The following is an 18,426-nucleotide window of genomic DNA, read 5'->3' as shown; positions in this document are numbered from 1 at the left end:
TTGTCATTTTGGACATTCCTCCCCTTGCATATCGCGTTATAATAGAGGGAAGTGGAGACAATCCCTTCAGACCTATATTGAACATCCAATGGGAGGAGATCCATATTGAACATCGGATTTCTATGGCGTAAAAGAAAAAGCATTATTTTTACTTGGTTACTATCGTACAGCGCCGTTTTGTTCATCCCCATGATGATGAGCTTAATTATTTATTCACAATCCAGCGACGCGTTAAAAAGTGAGATTCACCGGGCGAACGATTCTTTGCTCAAGCAAGTGCGGTACACGATTGACACCCAAATCGATTTGATGAAACGATTAAATATGGAAATCACATGGAATACGAAGCTGCAATCCTTGATGTACTCCAACATCCGGCAGAGCGACGATCAATTCCTTGCATATCAGCTGGTCAAAGAGTTTAGAATGTACCAAACCTCGTATGCGGCGATCGACGAGTTCTACGTAACTTGGAACCAATCCTCTTCGATTCTGCGGCCCGGCAATGTCAGAGATATGAAAACGGCTTTCGATACGATTCACAACACGGGCACGCTTCGTTATGAGCAGTGGCTCGACACGATCAACAACGCGGATAATAACCAGTTTCTGTTGCTGCCTCGTTCAGATGCCGGCAGCCCCCAAACTTCCATTGCGTATATTGCGCATCTGCCCAAAGATTTGAATGGGAAACAAACGGGGACTGTCGTCGTGATGGCGGACTTGGCGCGATTCCAGAAGGCGATGGAAACAATTTCCGGATTTAGCGGCGGGCAGCTGTTAATTCTTAACCATGACAATCAAGTTCTGCTTTCCAATCTTCCTGTGTCGGTCTATACAAATCTCAATCTGGAGCAAGCGCTAGATCGGGATCGTGTGGCGTATTCGCCGGCAAAAAACGGGGATTCAGAACTCTTTTATATGCAATCGGCCGTGTCGGACTTGAAGTACGTGCTGGTCATCCCCAGCCGGATATATTGGGAGAAAGCGGAATATGTCCGTAAATTCACTTATGTCAGCATCCTCATCTCGCTCATTGGAGCAGGCGTATTAACATGGTTTTTCATGCGCCGCAACTATTCGCCGATTCAGCGGCTTGTTCAGTCGGTTTCGGACAAGCATTCGGCAGAGGAACGGGCAGACGGGAACGAGCTGAGTTTTATTCAGCGGGCGATCTCGGATACCCGAAGCGAGAAGGATCAAATTGCGCTGCAATTGCAGTCTCATCAATATGTGCTGCGTTCGAATATGCTGAACCGGCTCCTGAAAGGCAAGAGCGATACGCTCATTTCGTATGAAGAGGCGTTCAAATCGTTTCATATGGAACTCATTTCCAATGAGTTTGCGGTCATTTTATTTGCCGTTGAAAATAATGAGAACCTTTCCGCTAATTTGCCGGGCATGGATATGAACGAAAGGCGGAAGCTGATTCAATTCATTATCACCAATGTGGTGGAAGAGCTTGTCGGACACCGCCATCATGCCGGTTACGTTGCGGAAGTTGACGACATGATGGTTTGTTTGGTCAATTTTGCCGCAGACGAAGCGGCCGAGCGAAAGGAAGATCTGAACTGGATTGCAGCCGAAGCCCAGCGGTTCCTGATGCGTTTTCACATGGATCTCACGATCTCGATCGGCGGCATTCACTCCTCGCTGTTTGGCGTGGCCAATGCCTATAGCGAGGCCTTGGACGCGATGGAGTATAAAATGGTTCGGGGAAAAAGAGAAATTATTACGTACGATGAAATTCGGATTGATTCCGCAGATAAGCTGTCGCTTGGCTACTATTATCCGCTTCAAGTGGAGCAGCAAATTATTAATATGATTAAAATTGGCGATTATGAGCAGGCGTCTGCCAGTATGAACGAGATTATGGAACGAAATTTCAATAAGCCGCTGGTCTCGCTGACGTTGGCCAGATGTTTGATTTTTAATCTGGTCGGTACGATGGTGAAGGCGATTAATGAGCTTGGGGATGGGGAAAGCCGGTTGCTGGGAGACAATCCGCGATGGATGGATTCCATTATCGCATGCGATACGATCCTCGAAATGCAGCAGGAGCTCCTGAGCTTGCTCAAAGAAGTTTGTGCGCACGCAGCCGCCAAAATGGAAACGAATGTAACGAAGGAACGCGCCGAGACGCTGCGCGAGCTTATCGCGAATGTGATCCGTTATATTGAGGAACATTATCAGGATGCCAATCTCAACGTCAATACGATCGGTGAGCGCTTCGAGCTCAAGGGCAGCTATGTTTCAAAGCTGTTTAAGGATGGTACCGGCGAAGGATTGCTGGACTATATTACGAAGTTCCGAATTGGGCAGGCCAAGCGGATGATCGTTCACAAGCAGGGCTCCATCTCGGAAATCGCCAAGTCCGTTGGCTATAACGAAGCGGCTACGTTCATTCGCGTTTTCAAAAAATATGAGGGGATTACGCCCGGGAAATACAAGGAAATGCCCTGATGCGACCTGATTTTTCCCTGATTTTTGCTGCGAGATCCCAGCTTATGGAGGTTCACCCTATGATATTACGCAAACCTTTAATATTCCCTATCTTGGCAGCCGGCGTCCTCGCGATAACAGCTTGCAGCGCTGCCGCTCCCTCAGCCTCGCCGGCGGGAACCGCCCTGCCCAACGAAGCGGGACAAGGACTGGAGCAGCCGGATACAGCCAAGTACACGATGACATATTGGGCGGAGCTTAACGGCAATGCGGCAAGTGTAAAGCCGAATACGCCGGATGTGCCCTTTTTTCAAGAATGGCAAAAAAGAACGGGGGTCCGCCTCAAATTCATCCAGCCTCCGGCGAATCAAGCCAAAGAAGCGATGAATGTGCTGCTCGCATCCGGGGATTTGCCGGATATGATGGAATATGAATGGGACAGTTATCCGGGAGGCCCGGAGAAGGCGATCGGCGACGGGTATATTTTGAGATTGAACGAGCTTATCGATAACTACGCGCCTAATCTTAAGAAGTACTTAGCGGAGCATCCGGACGTAGACAAACAGGTCAAAACCGACAACGGCAGCTATTATGTCTTTCCGTTCATTCGGGGCGACGATTTGCTGCGCACGTATCAAGGTCCCATTATCCGGAAGGATTGGCTGGATGAGCTGGGGCTTCCAATACCGACGACCATGGATGAGTGGTACACCGTACTAAAGGCTTTTAAGGAAAAGAAAGGCATCGAGGCTCCTTTAACGTTTCTGGGCGTTCCAAATCCGTTATTCGGTATTGAAGGCGGTGCTTTTGTCGGCGCTTTCGGGATCAAAAAAGGGTTCTACCTGGATCAAGGACAAGTGAAATTCGGTCCGATGGAGCAAGGCTATAAACAATTTCTGGCGACCTTTCATAAATGGTACGCCGAGGGGCTGTTGGATAGAAATATCGCCACCGTAGACACCAAAACGATGGATTCCAACATGATAACAGGACGAAGCGGGGCCACAATCTGGAACGCCGGCGCAGGGCTCGGAAAATGGCAGCCCATCGTGGAAGAGAAGGACAAAGGCGTCATGTTCGCAGCGGCTCCTTATCCGGTTCTGAAGAAAGGCGACAAGCCGGAGTTCGGCCAACGCAGCTATGCCTATGTGGGAACGGGCGGCGTAGCGATTTCGAGCAAAAGCAAACATGCGGAAGCGGCCGCCAAGCTGCTCGATTTCGGCTACAGCGAGGAAGGGCACATGCTGTTCAACTTCGGCATCGAGGGAACCAGCTATACGATGGTTGACGGGTATCCGACGTATACCGATTTCATTTTGCGCAACCGCGAGAAACTGGCGCCGGCTCAAGCGCTTGCGATGTATTCGCGGGCGAGCTATTTTGGCCCTTTCGTCCAGGATGTCCGGTATATGGAGCAATATTACACGTTGCCCCAGCAGCGGAAGGCGGTTCTGGAGTGGTCGAACACGAATGTGGATCAGCACACGATGCCGCAAATTCCGAGAACGGAGCTCGAGAACGCGGAGTTGTCCTCCATTATGAACGATGTCACGACACTCGTTGACGAGATGTCTTTAAAAATTATTCTTGGCGTGGAATCCGTGGATACGTTTGACAGCTATGTGAGCAAAATGAAATCTTCCAAAATAGACCAGGCGCTGCAAATACAGAAGCTGGCCATCGACCGCCATGAAAAACGGTAGGAACGATTGAAAATGTTGACACCGCTTGCTTAATATTGCTACCATATGAGTTAGTGAATTGACCAGGAGGAAGGTAGCATGTCATTAATCGGAGAAGAGCGCAAAGACTACATATTAAACCTTCTTAATCTTGAGGGCAAAGTAAAGACGACAGAGTTAGTTGAAAGTCTGAATGTCTCGTCAGAATCGGTCCGCAGATATCTCGAGGAATTGGAAGAAGAGAACAAATTGAAGCGGGTTTACGGCGGAGCTGTGAAAATCAATATTTCGCGCGAGGAGCCGTCCCATTTAAAGCGGGAAATTTTGCATGCCGATGAAAAGAAAATGATTGGCCGGAAAGCGGCTACGTTAGTGGAAGACAATGAGGTCATTTTCATCGATGACGGTTCAACGACACTGCATATTATTGATTATTTGCTGAATAAGAAGAACATCACCGTGCTCACGAATTCCGTTCCGGCCCTTTACCTGCTAATCGATTATAAAAACAAGGAACTGCTTACGGGAGATATTTTCTTTATCGGGGGTAAAGTTAGTCCTCTGCAATCGCGCGTCGTTGGTTCAATGGCTGAAAAAATGATCGAGAACTTTTATGTGGATAAAGCTTTTATTTCGATAGACGGGATTATGTTGGATAAAGGGATAACCGCATTCGACGAAGACCGGGGGCAATTTGCGAAAAAACTGATTGAACAATCGAAGATCAGTATTGTCGTAACGGACCACTCGAAATTCGGACAAGTTCAATTCTACAAAATTGCGGATTTGAACAAGATCGATATTATCGTCAGCAATGTGGGTGCTCCGAAGGAATGGAAAGAGCAATTGGAACACAAAGATATTACATGGCTTCAAGCGGAATAAAAGATAATGGATAAGAACCTGAGGAGATGAGCTCCTCGGGTTCTTTTTTATATATTCCTTGCTAAGGGACTGAGTGGCCCTTATTCGATGGAAAAAAGCCTTTTCGAACATGAAACGGACACCAGCGCTGTTATTTGCTCACTTGGGGGCTGATTCCACCCTGAGATTGGAAAATAAGGGCTCCGGTGTCCGTCCGCAGAGAGACACGAAGCTTTCCGTGAAGATAACGGCCGGTGTGTCCGAAGCGTGAAGAGACACAGGACTCCTTCAACCGAATCGGGTAAGAGGAAGGAATAGATAAGAGGTGAAAAAGCGAAATCCCAATAGCCAATTCCTCCCCACTCCATGGGTTTAGACAAGGACCTAGCCGCTGCAGGCTGGGTTTTTCTTATTGTCAAACGCTACCCGCTGTCAGGTATGGGAACTTACAGATGCCCGCTGGCAGGGGAACCACAGGGCGTTATTTTGCCCAAAATAGCCCTTTGGGCGAGCAAGGGGGAACTAGGGGCAGTTATTTCGTCAATCCCAATATATTTTTGGAGGATCGAGGTGACATAAGGCCTTGTAGTTCCCCCAATCCCCGAATTTACGCCTTTTTGCCTAAATAAGGGCCTACAGTTCCCCTCAATAAGGCGAAATTCACTCCGCCTAAGCACACGGGGTAGTTGCAGGCATTTTTACCTTATATCGGAAATTATTCGACTTTTTCAAGAAAATACTCCACTCTCAAATGAACCGTTTACAGCTAAGATGATAACAGTAAACGATATCGAGGTGAACACAAGCAGTGATACAACCACTCGTGCAAATGGAAGGGATCGACAAACATTTCCCCGGCGTTCAAGCGCTCTCAAACTGCCAATTTGAGCTGAATCCGGGTGAAGTCCACGCCTTAGTCGGTGAAAACGGGGCCGGCAAGTCGACGATGATGAAAATTTTAACCGGCATTTACCAGAAAGACGGAGGACGCCTCCTGTTGAAAGGACAAGAAGTTCATATCCCGGATACGAAATCGGCCCAATTGCTCGGCATCTCCATCATTCATCAAGAGCTTAATTTAATCCCCGATTTGACGATTGCGCAAAATATGTTCATTGGCCGGGAGCCGCGCAAATCACTGCGATTTTTACTGCATGAGAAGAAGATGAACGACGATACGGCGGAGCTCCTGAAACAGCTGAATTTGAACTTGGATCCGCGCATGAAAATATCGGAGCTCAGCGTCGCGAAGCAGCAGATGATCGAGATCGCCAAAGCATTGTCGTTCAATGCCGAGGTGCTCATCATGGATGAGCCCACGGCGGCTTTGACGGAAACGGAAATCAACGAATTGTTCCGGATGATTGAGAAGCTGCGCCGAAACGGTGTGGGAATTGTTTACATTTCCCATCGCATGGAGGAGCTTAGAAAGATTAGTGACCGCATCACGGTCATGCGGGATGGCCGTTATATTGCCACTGTCCCAACGAAGGAAACCAACATGGACACGATCATCTCGATGATGGTAGGCAGAGAAATCCAGGTAGAGAAGAGCCCGCGCTTGCAAGCCGGATCGAAGCAAAATGTCCTGGAAGTCCGAAACCTCGGCAGAGGGAATGCCTTTAAGGAGATTAGCTTTAAGGTGCATGCCGGTGAGATTGTCGGGGTTGCCGGTTTGATGGGAGCGGGGCGAACCGAGGTGGCTAGAGCAATCTTCGGCGCAGATCGCATGGACACCGGCGAGGTCTACATGAACGGTAAGAAAGTAAGTATTCGTGGCACCCACGATGCGGTGAAACACGGAATTGGTTACTTATCGGAGGACCGCAAGCGCTATGGGCTGGTCGTGGATATGGAGCTCGGAGCCAATATCGCGCTGCCTTCCCTCAAGAAATTCCGCAACAGCCTCGGATGGATGAGAGATAGCTCGATCGAACGGATATCGGGACAATATGTGGAAGCATTGAAAATAAAAACGCCGAGCGTGCAGCAGAAAGCCAAGTTTCTGTCAGGCGGCAATCAGCAAAAGGTCGTCATTGGAAAATGGCTGCACCGGGATTGCCAGGTGCTCATCTTCGATGAGCCGACAAGAGGTATCGACGTAGGGGCGAAATCGGAGATTTACGCGCTGCTTGAGGATTTGGCCAAGCAAGGGAAGGCCATTCTCATGATTTCCTCGGAGCTGCCGGAAATTTTGCGTTTAAGCCACCGCGTTCTGGTGATGTGCGAGGGCCGAATTACCGGCGAGCTTCCGGGGGAACTAGCCAATCAAGAAGAGATTATGAGACTGGCGACGAGCCGCAATTAAGAAAGGAAGGTCATCTATGCAATTAAGCTCTTTGAAAATTTCGCGGCCACCCCTGCGAAAGACAGCCGCCACACAGAAACTGTTAGCTTTCGCGAGTTTGGCGCTTTTAGTTGTCATTTTCTCCGTATCCTCCAGCAATTTCCTGCAATTTACCAATATCGTCGGGATTCTCTTATCTACGGCTGTTATCGGCGTACTGGCACTGGGTTCGACATTCGTCATTATCGCAGGAGGCATCGATCTAAGTGTCGGTACGGTGATGACCTTCTCCGCTGTAATGACGGGCGTATTCATCACCGAGTGGCATTTGCCGATTCCCATCGGCATTGTGGCGGGGATTTTAACAGGTGTGCTCTGCGGATTGTTCAGCGGTTTTGCAGTTGCCAAAATGGGCATTCCGCCGTTTATTGCGACGCTTGCCGTTATGATGATGACCAAAGGGCTGTCACTTGTCATTTCCCATGCCAAACCGATTTACTTCAATGAAACGCCGGCTTTTCGCCAAATTGCGATGGGGTCGGTGCTGGAGAAGGTGATTCCGGGATTCGCAGTGCCGAATGCCATCCTCATTTTCTTCGGACTGGCCATTATTTCGAGCTTGGTGCTGACCAAGACGGTCATTGGACGCTACAATTTCGCATTAGGCAGCAATGAAGAAGCAACCCGGTTATCCGGTGTTCATATTCATTTTTGGAAAATCGCCATTTATGTGTTGACAGGCTTATTCAGCGGGATTGCGGGCGTCATGATTGCTTCAAGATTAGACTCGGCTCAGCCGGCACTTGGCATGGGATATGAATTAGAAGCCATCGCGGCGGTCGTCATTGGAGGCACATCGTTAAGCGGTGGACAGGGGTCTATTTTGGGAACGGTGATCGGGGCTCTGATTATGAGTGTGATGACGAATGGGTTAAGGATCTTGTCCGTTCCCCAAGAATGGCAAACGGTTATCGTAGGTATCGTGGTTTTACTCGCGGTGTATGCAGACATTTTGCGCCGGCGCAAAGCGGGATAATGGCATTCGGTATTCATTCTTTATAAGAATTAATATACCAAATTCATGTAAAAGGGAGACGACAAAATGAAAAACAAAATGGGTAAACTGGTGATGGTCACCGCTGCGCTTACGCTTTCTGCATCTCTACTGGCTGCTTGCGGCTCAAGTTCAACATCCGGCACGCCGTCATCAACGGCAAAAACAGCTTCTTCAAACAGTGGCAAGCCTTACATTCCTGTGATCTCCAAAGGCTTCCAGCATCAGTTCTGGCAAGCGGTGAAGCAAGGAGCGGAAAAGGCGGCGAAAGAGTTTGACGTCACCATTACGTTCGAGGGGCCGGAAACCGAAGCGCAAGTCGACAAACAGATTGAAATGCTGCAAGCCGCTTTAGATAAAAAGCCTACGGCCATCGCTTTCGCAGCGCTGGACAGCAAAGCGTCCGTCTCGCTCCTGCAGAAAGCCAAGTCGTCGAATATTCCGGTTATCGGCTTCGATTCCGGCGTCGACAGCGACATTCCGGTCACCACGGCAGCTACGGATAATAAGAAAGCCGCAGCGCTCGCCGCTGACAAAATGGCAGAAAAAATCGGCGATGCCGGCGAAGTTGCCCTTGTCGTACACGACCAAACGAGCCGCACAGGCGTTGACCGCAGAGACGGCTTCGTGGAACAGATGAAAGCGAAGCATCCCAACATCAAAATCGTTGACATTCAATACGGCGGCGGCGACCAGTTGAAATCAACCGATTTGGCTAAGGCGATTATTCAAGGGCATCCGAACCTGAAAGGTATTTTTGGGGCCAACGAAGGCTCGGCAATCGGTGTTGTCAACGCGGTAACGGAGCTCAAAAAAGATAAATTGGTCATCATCGGCTATGACTCCGGCAAGGCGCAAATCGATGCGATTAAGAACGGTAAAATGGCCGGAGCCATTACACAGGATCCGATCGGCATCGGCTACTGGTCCGTCAAAGCGGCAGTCATGGCAAGCAAAGGCGAGAAAGTAGAGAAAACGATTGATACCGGCTTCCACTGGTATGATAAAAATAATATCGATTCGGCTGAGATCAAGGCACTGCTGTATAACTAAGGCGATGAGGCTGCCCTGGAGGATTGGAAAGGCTGCTCCTGCGGGCAGCCCTTTTTGTCGAAAAGTAGTTAAGGGGGACGTACAGGAAATGTAAGCGTTATTCTCGAATAACAGTGTGATGTTCAAAATGAATTTGTTGATTCAGAGGTGGTAGGATGTATACCCTTATCATTGTTGACGACGAAGAAGCGGTACGCGAAAGCATTCGCAATAAAATGAATTGGGAGAGCCACGGTTTTGAGCTGATCGGCTCTTACGGCGATGGCCGGGAAGCGTGGGATTCCCTCGAGACTAGGCTGCCTGATGTCATTATTACGGATATTTCGATGCCCCATATGGATGGGCTTGCGCTTGCCGCCGCCGTTGCCGATCATTACCGGGACATTACGGTCATCATTATGACCGGGTTCGGTGAGTTCGAGTACGCCAAGCAGGCCGTCAAGCTCAAGGTTTACGATTATGTGATGAAACCGGTTAGCCATCAAGAATTTACAGGCATTTTGCATCATTTGAAAAAAGAATTGGATGAAAAGCGTTTAAGAAATGAAGACGTATCCCGCTTGCAGAGCCAATTGAATATGAGCTTGCCTTTGCTGCGGGAGCAATTTTTGGAACGGCTGGTTTCAAGTGAAGTGAAGAAAGAGGAGATCCGGAATAAATTCGCTCTGTTTCATTTATCGCTCGCCGGACCGTATTATGTGGCGTTAACGCTGGATGTGGAAGAGTTTTTGTATCATTTCGAAGCGAAAATCAGCTCGGAAACCGAATTGCTGCGGTTTGCCGTTTATAATATCGTTCATGAAATTTTTGAGCTTGAGCAAGGTGGCATTGTTTTTCGCACAAGAGACGAGAAGATCGGCATTATTTTTGCCGGAGAGCTGTCATCACTTTCGTTAGCCGTCCAGAAATATGCGGAGCAAGCCGCTCAATGCATAGAAAAGTATGTGAAGGTACGCGTGTCGATTGGCATTGGCAGGCCCTACCCGACGGTGGGGGAGTTGACGAAGTCGTATTCCGAGGCGGTGTCCGCGCTCGACTACCGGTTTTTGGTCGGCAAAAATAAGATTATCTCCATCGAGGATATCGTACATGGCAAAGGCCAGCTGCAGGTGCATCATGCAGAATGGGAACGCAAGCTGATCGCCTCGCTGAAAACGGGGAACAAAGAGCTTTTCGCCAAACTGCTCGGCGACTGGATCAATGAGCTGCGCGCTTCGCAATCGTCTGTGGATCGCTGCTATATTTATGTGCAAAGGTTCCTCGTTTCGATCATTCAACTATTCGAGGATTCGGGTCATGATGCCATGGAAGCGGCGGATATTTTGGGTGAGGTTCGTGCCTATACAACACTGGATGAAGTGAAGGTGTGGTTGGAATCGTTGTGTCTGCAGCTGTTTGAACAGGTGATTCAGAAAATGGAGCAGGATGTAGACTCCTTGTTGACACGGTCCGAAGTGTACATTTTAGAAAACTATGCCAATGAAAACTTATCGCTTGGCGACGTTGCCCAGCATGTCTATATGAGTATGAATTATTTCAGCGGACTGTTCAAACAGAAGAAAGGCCAGTCCTTTATCGAGTTTGTCACCCGGATCCGGCTTGCGAAAGCGAAGGAGCTGCTGTCGGAGACGAATTTGAAAGCTTACGAAATTGCCGCGAAAGTGGGATACGGCGATCCGCAATATTTCAGCGTTATTTTCAAGCGCCATCACGGGATGACGCCCAAAGAATACAGAGCCTTAAGCAGAGAGGGGATCTCTCTTGATTAAAGGACGTTTTTTCAGATTTAAAAGCATTCATACGAGCATCGCCGTCGCATTTTCCTGCTTGATCATCGGCACTACGCTAATTTTGAGTTATAACACGTACCGGCAGTCGTCGGATTCTGTCACGGAAAACTCCGTGCAGTACACGAATGAACTTATCAATCAGGTTGGCACGACCATCGAGACGTATATCGACAATATGAAAAGCATTTCCTCCCTACTCTATAACAACGGACAAATTGAGCAGTATTTGACAATGTCGGACCCTCATTCTCCCGTGGGCCAAAAGCTGGTTGAAGCGATTGAAAGCTCCTTGCGCGTCATCGTTCAGTCCAGAAATGACATCAGCGCCATTCTCTTCGTAGGCTCCAACGGTGCCGTAATCTCCGACAGGGAGCAAACCGCGGTGAAAAGCTACTATGAGTTAATTGCTCAAGATTGGTATTCGAAAGCGAAGAACGGCTCCATCCATATCTCCTCATCTGAAGTTGAACATGTGTATCGCAACGAATATCCATGGGTCATATCCATGAGTCAACAATTTCGGAGCAATGATCGTTGGGACAAGACCGGCGTATTGCTCGTCGATCTCAACTACAACATCATTAATGATCTCTGCAGCCATATTCAATTGGGCAAGAGAGGCTATGTGTTCATTGTCAATTCCGAAGGAGACCTCGTCTACCACCCTCAGCAGCAGATCATACACACGAATTTGAAAAGTGAACCCATCGAAGCCATTTTAGCCTCGGAAGACGGACAGCTCTCTTTGGAGGAAAATCAACATAAGAAAATCTTATCGATCCGAACGACGAATTTCGGTTGGAAAATTGTCGGTGTCACCTATCCGGAAGAGCTCGTCGGCAACAAGAAGAAAATACAGCTGTCGACGGTTTTATGGGGCAGCATTTGTTTGATTATCGCGCTGGGCATTTCCATTGTGCTGTCTTTTACGCTCAGCAGGCCGATAAAAAAGCTGGAAGCGCATATGAAGCAGGTGGAGCAAGGCGATTTTGACATCCGTGCCGATATTACGCAAGCCGATGAAATCGGCAAATTAGCACGAACTTTTAATGTCATGATTGTGAAAATAAAAGATTTGATGAAGCAAATCGTGCAGGAAGAGGTGCTGCTTCGGACGAGTGAAATCAAAGCGCTGCAATCGCAAATCAATCCTCATTTTTTGTACAACACGCTGGAATCCATTATTTGGATGGCGGAAACGAACAAAATGAGAGAAGTCGTCAATATGACGATGGCGCTTTCCAAAATGCTGCGCTACAGCATCGGAAAAGGGGAACAAGAAGTTCCCATATCCATGGAAATGGAGCATTTATCCAACTATCTCACGGTTCAGTCAATGCGCTATACGAATAAATTTTCGTATGAGATCGAGGTTGAGCCGGAACTGCATGGCTGCCGGATTCTAAGAATCGTTTTGCAGCCGCTGGTCGAGAATGCGATTTACCATGGGATAAGACGAATGGAGGAACACGGTCATATCCGCATTCGCGGTCGGATGGTTGACGGAGTCATTGAAATTACGGTGAGCGATAACGGTCTTGGGATGACAAGGGACAAGGTGCAAGCGCTGTTGGGGCCTTCCAAGGATCATGGGCTTGGCGTCTGGAATGTGCATCACCGCATTCAATTGTTCTATGGCGCAGCGTACGGCTTATCTTTCGAAAGCGAACCGGAAGAAGGAACGACGGTAACATTGCGGATTCCAAGCTCGGTTTTGGAGGTGGAGGAGGAATGAAGCGCTGGTTATTTTTTGCCGTTATTGTCATCCTGTTAATTTTTGTTTGTATCTATGACTTGAAAGTTTCGGGTAAAAATGACCCGTCCATCGTGTTTGTCCCCAAGACGACGGATAAGCGGATCGAGTTTTGGCAGGTCGTCGAGCAAGGGGTTAATGCCGCTGCCGCTGAAATGGGGGCGGAGGTCAAAGTCGTCGGCACGGATACGGAAAAAGATGTCGATGGCCAAATCCGGCTCTTGCGTGAAGTGATCGCGCGCAAGCCGAAGGCGATTGTGCTGGCGGCGTTGGATTATGAGCGCACCGTGCCAATTGCGAACGAAATTGTAAAAGCGGGAATCCCGTTAATTACGGTGGACTCCGGTCTTAAAGGAGGCATTTCCAAGTCCTTTATCGCCACGGATAATGTGGGAGCGGGGAAGAAAGCGGGAGAAGCGCTGATCCAGTCGCTGCCGGATAAAGGCCTAGTGGCCATTATTAACTTTATTAAAGGATCCTCCACATCGATTGAAAGAGAAAACGGCCTGCGCGAAGCGCTGCAAAAGGATAACGGCTTCCGCCTGCTGGACACTTACTATAGCGAAGGTTCTCCGGATAGAGCGTATGACATTACGAAGCAGCTCCTGGCGGATCATCCGGATTTGAAAGGCATTGTCGGATTAAATGAGCCCTCGGCTCTCGGCGCAGCAAGGGCGGTGCGCGACTTGAAAAAGCCAGGCGAAATTAAGCTTATTGGCTTCGACAGTTCTATGGAGGAAATCGGATTCCTGGAAGAAGAGATCATGCAGGCAATTGTCGTTCAGAAGCCTTTTAATATGGGCTATATGTCCTTAAAGACGGCCGTTCAATTGAGCAATGGCCAGAAGGTCGAGGGAAGGATCGACACCGGCTCGGAAGTAATTTGGAAAACGAACATCTATACGAAAACAAATCAAAAGCTGCTTTTTCCAATATTGGATAAGCGTCCCTAGTGGGGCAGAAAGACTAGTGAAAATTCATAGAATTGATGAGGATATTCAATTGTTATTTAACTCTATTGTTACGATAATGAACAAGGGAGATGTTGGAAGCGGCATTGAATATCCCGTCAGAAAGAGGTGAATCCGCAAGGCAAACGTTCAATCGGCTCCCATCCCTGAAACCCCGAAGAATCTACAGATGAGAATCGCAATCATTGCAATCACACCCCGAGATGATACGTTAATTTCAATAGTATTCGTGGGAGGTAAGCAAGTGAAAAAGATGCGTAAATTACTGTGTGCGGGAATGATTCTAAGTACGATTGCGGGGATGCTGCCGGCGGGAGCCTCTGCGATGAACGGGACAGCTGAGATTACACCAATTGAAAGCAATATCGCTAAAAAATTCTGGGTGACGCCATCGTCCGACAGCGGCAATGCTACATCTAAACTCGCTACCGATGAGAATATGAATACGGCATGGGTGGCAGACGACAATGAAGCGGGTCATTGGCTGAAGTTGGACCTTGGCGGCGCTTATGATAATGTGCGCAAGACAGAAGTGGTCTTTGCCGACAATAATGCGGTATATCAGTATAAAATTGAAGGATCGGCCGATGGATCGAACTGGTACGTCCTTGCGGATCGGACTAACAATAGCACCATATCTGAAGGCTTTACCGATCTGTTTAATCAAAAAGGCACACGCTATCTGCGCATTACCCTGACGGGGGCAAGCAATGGCGCTCGTATGGGCATCAAAGAAATGAAAGCGTTTAACTATCTGCGCGACGACACCATCCTAGGTGCAGATATGTCCTATGCGGATCAATACAGCAGCAGGAATTATTATTTGAATCCTAAGGATGCTGACAAAGGCCCTGGTCCGAATGTCTTCGATCTGGTCAAGGATCGTGGCATGAAATTCGTTCGCCTGCGCATTTGGAATGAACCGAGAAGTGAGAGCACCGGCAATTTGTCCAGCCCGGACTATATAAGCCCCACCCGTTCTGCGGCCGTTGCCAAGCAAATCAAATCTCGCAATCTTGAGCTCGGAATTGACTTTCATTATGCCGATTCGTGGGCGGATCCTCAGCATCAGCCGAAGCCAAAAGCATGGGCCACGTTGCCTTTCAATGAATTGGTAACAGCCGTTCATGATTTTACCTATACCTACACCAAGCAGCTAGTGGATCAAGGCACGACTCCTGATGTCGTGGCGATTGGCAACGAAATTATTAACGGCTTTCTGTGGGGCAGCGAGCAGGCGGAGATGACTCCTGTGCCGACGACGCCTGCCTATGCGGCCAGCGCTACAGGCAAGCTGACCTATTGGTCCCAGCCAGGAGGCGGTATTCTGTGGAAATACTGGAGATCCACAGACCCTGTTGAGCAGCAAAAGTACAATGACTCATGGGATCGACTCAGCTCGTTGGTTGCGGCCGGTGTCAAAGCGGTGCGTGAAGTTTCACCGGCGATTAAGGTGGAGCTGCACACGACGGTGAACAAAGATCCGGATCCGATGAATATGCTGCCTAAGACGATGGAATTCTGGGATCAATTGCTCACGCGCATTAAGGCCAAAGGCGCCGATGTGAATACATTGGCTATGTCTTATTATTCCGACTGGCATGGTACGATCGCGAATTTGGAGGAAGACCTTCACACGTATACGACGACGTATCCGCAATATGATGTGAACATTTCGGAGACGGCTTATCCGACTTCGGGCTGCCCGAACGGCTTGGGGGACTCTACTATTCCTTGTACGGTTCAAGGGCAAGCCGATTTTATGAAAGCGGTTATTACAGCCTCCAACGATGTCATTAACAACAAGTCGAGGGGCGTGTTGGTATGGGAGCCTCAGAATTACCGGCCGATGTTTGCGGCTGTGTCCGGCATGAGCAACTATTACGAGCCGTATGCTTCCATTGATGTCTATAATAAGACCTTTGCGAAGAACGTGCTCGAAGGAAATGTCTATGCGACCACCAATAAGACCAAAGCGCCTGTCCTGCCCGCCAAGGTGAACATGCTGACGATGAGCGATGGCAGTATTGTGCCTGTTCCTGTGACTTGGAACGCGGTGAACCCGAACGATTATTTGGGTGTCGGCGGGTTTACCGTCACAGGCAAAACGGCTTATGGCAATGTAACGGCCAAAGTATCCGTTGTTGAGGAGACGACAACGGTTCTGCGGGGTGCGAATAAGGTGACAGCCGGAGGAAATTTTGACTTAACCTATGGAATCGAGCATGTGGACCAGAACGTGTATGCGCAAGATATTACGGTGAAATATGACCCGGCACAAGTTGAATTCGTTGGGGCCAGTTCCCTTCGAGACGGTTTTGTCATTGTCGATAAAGTGGCGGCAAGCGGACAAGTTCGTCTGATTACGGCTAATTTGGGAAAAGATCATGCCGCCCAAAACGATTGGCTGAAATTGACCTTTAAAGCGTTAGCGAATTCGCCGGGCAGCACTACGATTCAACTTTCGAATGTGCTCGTTGCAGATGAACACGGGGTTGAAACGAGCCTAAATGGCGCTTCGCATAGCGTACAAATAGGCGTCATCGATAAAGCGGCGCTGGGCGCTTTAATTGCCAGTGCGCAAGGCACGCATGACGCTGCCGTCGAGGGAAGCAAGCCTGGCCAATACCAAGCGGGTTCCAAAGCGATCTTCCAGGCAGCTATCGATAAGGCGAACAGCGTGTTCACGAACACAGCAGCAACGCAGGCGGATGTCGATCAAGCTGTAAGCGGATTGAATGCGGCTATTCAAGCCTTTAATGCCTCCGTAATCTCCCGTGCTCCGGGCGATACCAACGGGGATGGCAAGGTCAGCATCGGAGATTTGGCTATTGTTGCAGCGGCTTACGGTCAAACATCTTCCAGCCCGGATTGGGATCTGTACAAAATTGCGGATATCAACGGTGATGGCAAAGTAGACATCGAGGATCTGTCCCAAGTAGCGAGGGAGATTCTGCTGCAATAATCATGCCCGGAGAAAGACAATTTCCTGCTCATGCGGGAGGTTGTCTTTTTTTTGGATTTTGAGCCATTACCATGTTATGTTTCATGACATATAAATCAGTTTATTTCTTTTTTTATATATTTATAGAGCTATTCAATAAAAAAAACATGTTGATGTCACCTAAAATGACATAAAACGGTTGACACGCAAGAGAGGGAAAGCATATAATCACATTATAAAAACAACTAAAAGCAATTAAAATCAATTTAATAAGGTTGTTTTTATGTTTATTATTGAATGAAAAGCGATGTGAAGGGGGTTTTTGATCGCAGGTCGATCGGCGAAAACAACATTTGCACCCAGACACGACAAAATTAAAGTAGAGAGAAGCGTGTGTAGTATCGGAAGGAACCCAATCTAACCAGGAGAGGAATCGGAACAATGAGAAAATTAACGAGAAGTTTAGTCGTCATGGGTACTTTGGTATTTGTATTAGCCGCATGTGGCAAATCGGCAACTACCACGGAGTCATCGCCAGGAGCTGCGGCTGGTTCCACGGGAACGGATTCAACCAGCAAGGAATTGACGGTATATACCGCACTGGAAGATGATGCGATCAAGAACTATCTGGCTAGTTACAAAAAGAAATACCCGGAGATCAAAATTAACATTGTCCGAGATTCAACAGGGGTGATTACGGCCAAGCTGCTGGCCGAGAAAGACAATCCGCAAGCAGACGTTGTTTGGGGTTTAGCGGCAACAAGCTTGCTCGTGCTTGATCAGAACAAACAATTGGAGCCATACGCACCGCAGGGGATCGAACGCGTGCTTCCTGAATTTAAAGATAAAAATGTACCGGCGCATTGGGTTGGCATCGATGCTTGGGAAACGGCGTTTATCGTCAACAGAACGGAGATGGAAAAGCGTAAACTTCCGATTCCTGAATCGTATGCTGACTTAATTAAACCGGAATACAAAGGCCTCATTACGATGCCGAACCCGTCTTCCTCGGGAACCGGCTTCCTGACCGTATCCGGATTGGTCCAATTGGAAGGCAAAGACAAAGCTTGGGACTATATGAACAAGCTGCACGACAATATCGCCATGTACGTTCATTCCGGATCGAAGCCCGCTAAATTGGCCGGCACGGGCGAATACCCCATCGGTATTTCATTCGGATACCGCGGGCTGCAAGAGAAGAAGAACGGATCTCCGGTCGAAGTCGTGTTCCCGAAAGAGGGCTCCGGGTGGGACGTAGAAGCGAATGCGCTCGTCAAGAAGAATACGATTAAGCAAGTATCCAAGCAGTTCCTGGATTGGGCCATTACGGACGAAGCTATGCAAGAGTACAACAAAAACTATGCGATCTTGGCCATCAAAACAGATGCTTCCAAACTTCCTGAAGGTTACAAAGTGGACCCGATCAAGCAATTAATCAAGAACGATTTGAATGAAGCTGCGAAAAATCGTGAAAGCATTTTGGCTGAATGGGACAAACGTTACAACACGAAGAGCGAACCGAAAAAGTGAAGCGAGTAGGAGCGGCTGCTATTTGGACCCGTTGCAGCGAGCAGCCGCTCCGTTCA

At 48.5% G+C, this 18,426-nt stretch carries 12 protein-coding genes; all 12 read left to right on the top strand.

Annotated features, from left to right (window positions below; genetic code table 11):
* Positions 1–105 precede the first annotated feature (105 nt).
* The 12 genes from AC3WRW_RS02030 (at position 106) to AC3WRW_RS01975 (ending at position 18,370) form a co-directional block, all read left to right on the top strand.
* Positions 106–2,463: a helix-turn-helix domain-containing protein gene (locus AC3WRW_RS02030; protein ID WP_492544494.1), complete on the top strand. Its 2,358-nt coding sequence runs from the start codon at positions 106–108 to the stop codon at positions 2,461–2,463.
* Between the two features lie 59 nt (positions 2,464–2,522).
* Complete coding sequence (locus AC3WRW_RS02025; RefSeq protein ID WP_492544492.1) at positions 2,523–4,145, top strand: extracellular solute-binding protein; 1,623 nt, start codon at positions 2,523–2,525, stop codon at positions 4,143–4,145.
* A 78-nt stretch (positions 4,146–4,223) separates the two neighbouring features.
* Positions 4,224–5,009 (top strand): DeoR/GlpR family DNA-binding transcription regulator, encoded by a 786-nt coding sequence (locus AC3WRW_RS02020; protein ID WP_492544491.1) that lies wholly within the window; start codon positions 4,224–4,226, stop codon positions 5,007–5,009.
* 109 nt (positions 5,010–5,118) lie between these two features.
* Positions 5,119–5,259: a hypothetical protein gene (locus tag AC3WRW_RS02015; RefSeq protein ID WP_492544489.1), complete on the top strand. Its 141-nt coding sequence runs from the start codon at positions 5,119–5,121 to the stop codon at positions 5,257–5,259.
* Positions 5,260–5,796: 537 nt separating this feature from the next.
* Positions 5,797–7,296, top strand: coding sequence for a sugar ABC transporter ATP-binding protein (locus tag AC3WRW_RS02010; RefSeq protein ID WP_492544487.1), 1,500 nt, complete (start codon positions 5,797–5,799; stop codon positions 7,294–7,296).
* 16 nt (positions 7,297–7,312) lie between these two features.
* The gene (locus AC3WRW_RS02005) at positions 7,313–8,311 is read left to right on the top strand and encodes an ABC transporter permease (RefSeq protein WP_171683919.1); all 999 of its coding nucleotides are present in this window, start codon (positions 7,313–7,315) and stop codon (positions 8,309–8,311) included.
* A gap of 66 nt (positions 8,312–8,377) precedes the next feature.
* Entirely contained in the window at positions 8,378–9,382 is a 1,005-nt protein-coding gene (locus AC3WRW_RS02000; protein ID WP_492544485.1) for an ABC transporter substrate-binding protein, read from the top strand.
* A gap of 155 nt (positions 9,383–9,537) precedes the next feature.
* On the top strand, positions 9,538–11,151 hold the full coding sequence (locus tag AC3WRW_RS01995) for a response regulator (RefSeq protein WP_492544483.1): 1,614 nt from the start codon (positions 9,538–9,540) through the stop codon (positions 11,149–11,151).
* Complete coding sequence (locus tag AC3WRW_RS01990; RefSeq protein ID WP_492544481.1) at positions 11,144–12,907, top strand: sensor histidine kinase; 1,764 nt, start codon at positions 11,144–11,146, stop codon at positions 12,905–12,907. Before AC3WRW_RS01995 ends, AC3WRW_RS01990 begins: the two co-directional genes overlap by 8 nt.
* Positions 12,904–13,878: a substrate-binding domain-containing protein gene (locus AC3WRW_RS01985; RefSeq protein ID WP_492544479.1), complete on the top strand. Its 975-nt coding sequence runs from the start codon at positions 12,904–12,906 to the stop codon at positions 13,876–13,878. Before AC3WRW_RS01990 ends, AC3WRW_RS01985 begins: the two co-directional genes overlap by 4 nt.
* Positions 13,879–14,149: 271 nt before the next feature.
* Entirely contained in the window at positions 14,150–16,861 is a 2,712-nt protein-coding gene (locus tag AC3WRW_RS01980) for a glycosyl hydrolase 53 family protein (protein WP_492544694.1), read from the top strand.
* A gap of 420 nt (positions 16,862–17,281) precedes the next feature.
* Positions 17,282–18,370, top strand: a complete 1,089-nt coding sequence (locus AC3WRW_RS01975; protein WP_492544477.1) for a putative 2-aminoethylphosphonate ABC transporter substrate-binding protein — start codon at positions 17,282–17,284, stop codon at positions 18,368–18,370.
* Positions 18,371–18,426: the final 56 nt, after the last annotated feature.

It is taken from the genome of Paenibacillus sp. FW126-R14 (assembly GCF_058789495.1).
This window is presented reverse-complemented; position numbering and strand designations above follow the sequence as displayed.

Coding starts and splice junctions, on each gene's coding strand:
- AC3WRW_RS02000 (WP_492544485.1), top strand. CDS start 8,378: ATGAAAAACAAAATGGGTAAACTGGTGATGGTCACCGCTGCGCTTACG.
- AC3WRW_RS01985 (WP_492544479.1), top strand. CDS start 12,904: ATGAAGCGCTGGTTATTTTTTGCCGTTATTGTCATCCTGTTAATTTTT.
- AC3WRW_RS02015 (WP_492544489.1), top strand. CDS start 5,119: ATGAAACGGACACCAGCGCTGTTATTTGCTCACTTGGGGGCTGATTCC.
- AC3WRW_RS01975 (WP_492544477.1), top strand. CDS start 17,282: ATGAGAAAATTAACGAGAAGTTTAGTCGTCATGGGTACTTTGGTATTT.
- AC3WRW_RS01995 (WP_492544483.1), top strand. CDS start 9,538: ATGTATACCCTTATCATTGTTGACGACGAAGAAGCGGTACGCGAAAGC.
- AC3WRW_RS02025 (WP_492544492.1), top strand. CDS start 2,523: ATGATATTACGCAAACCTTTAATATTCCCTATCTTGGCAGCCGGCGTC.
- AC3WRW_RS02020 (WP_492544491.1), top strand. CDS start 4,224: ATGTCATTAATCGGAGAAGAGCGCAAAGACTACATATTAAACCTTCTT.
- AC3WRW_RS01980 (WP_492544694.1), top strand. CDS start 14,150: ATGCGTAAATTACTGTGTGCGGGAATGATTCTAAGTACGATTGCGGGG.
- AC3WRW_RS02005 (WP_171683919.1), top strand. CDS start 7,313: ATGCAATTAAGCTCTTTGAAAATTTCGCGGCCACCCCTGCGAAAGACA.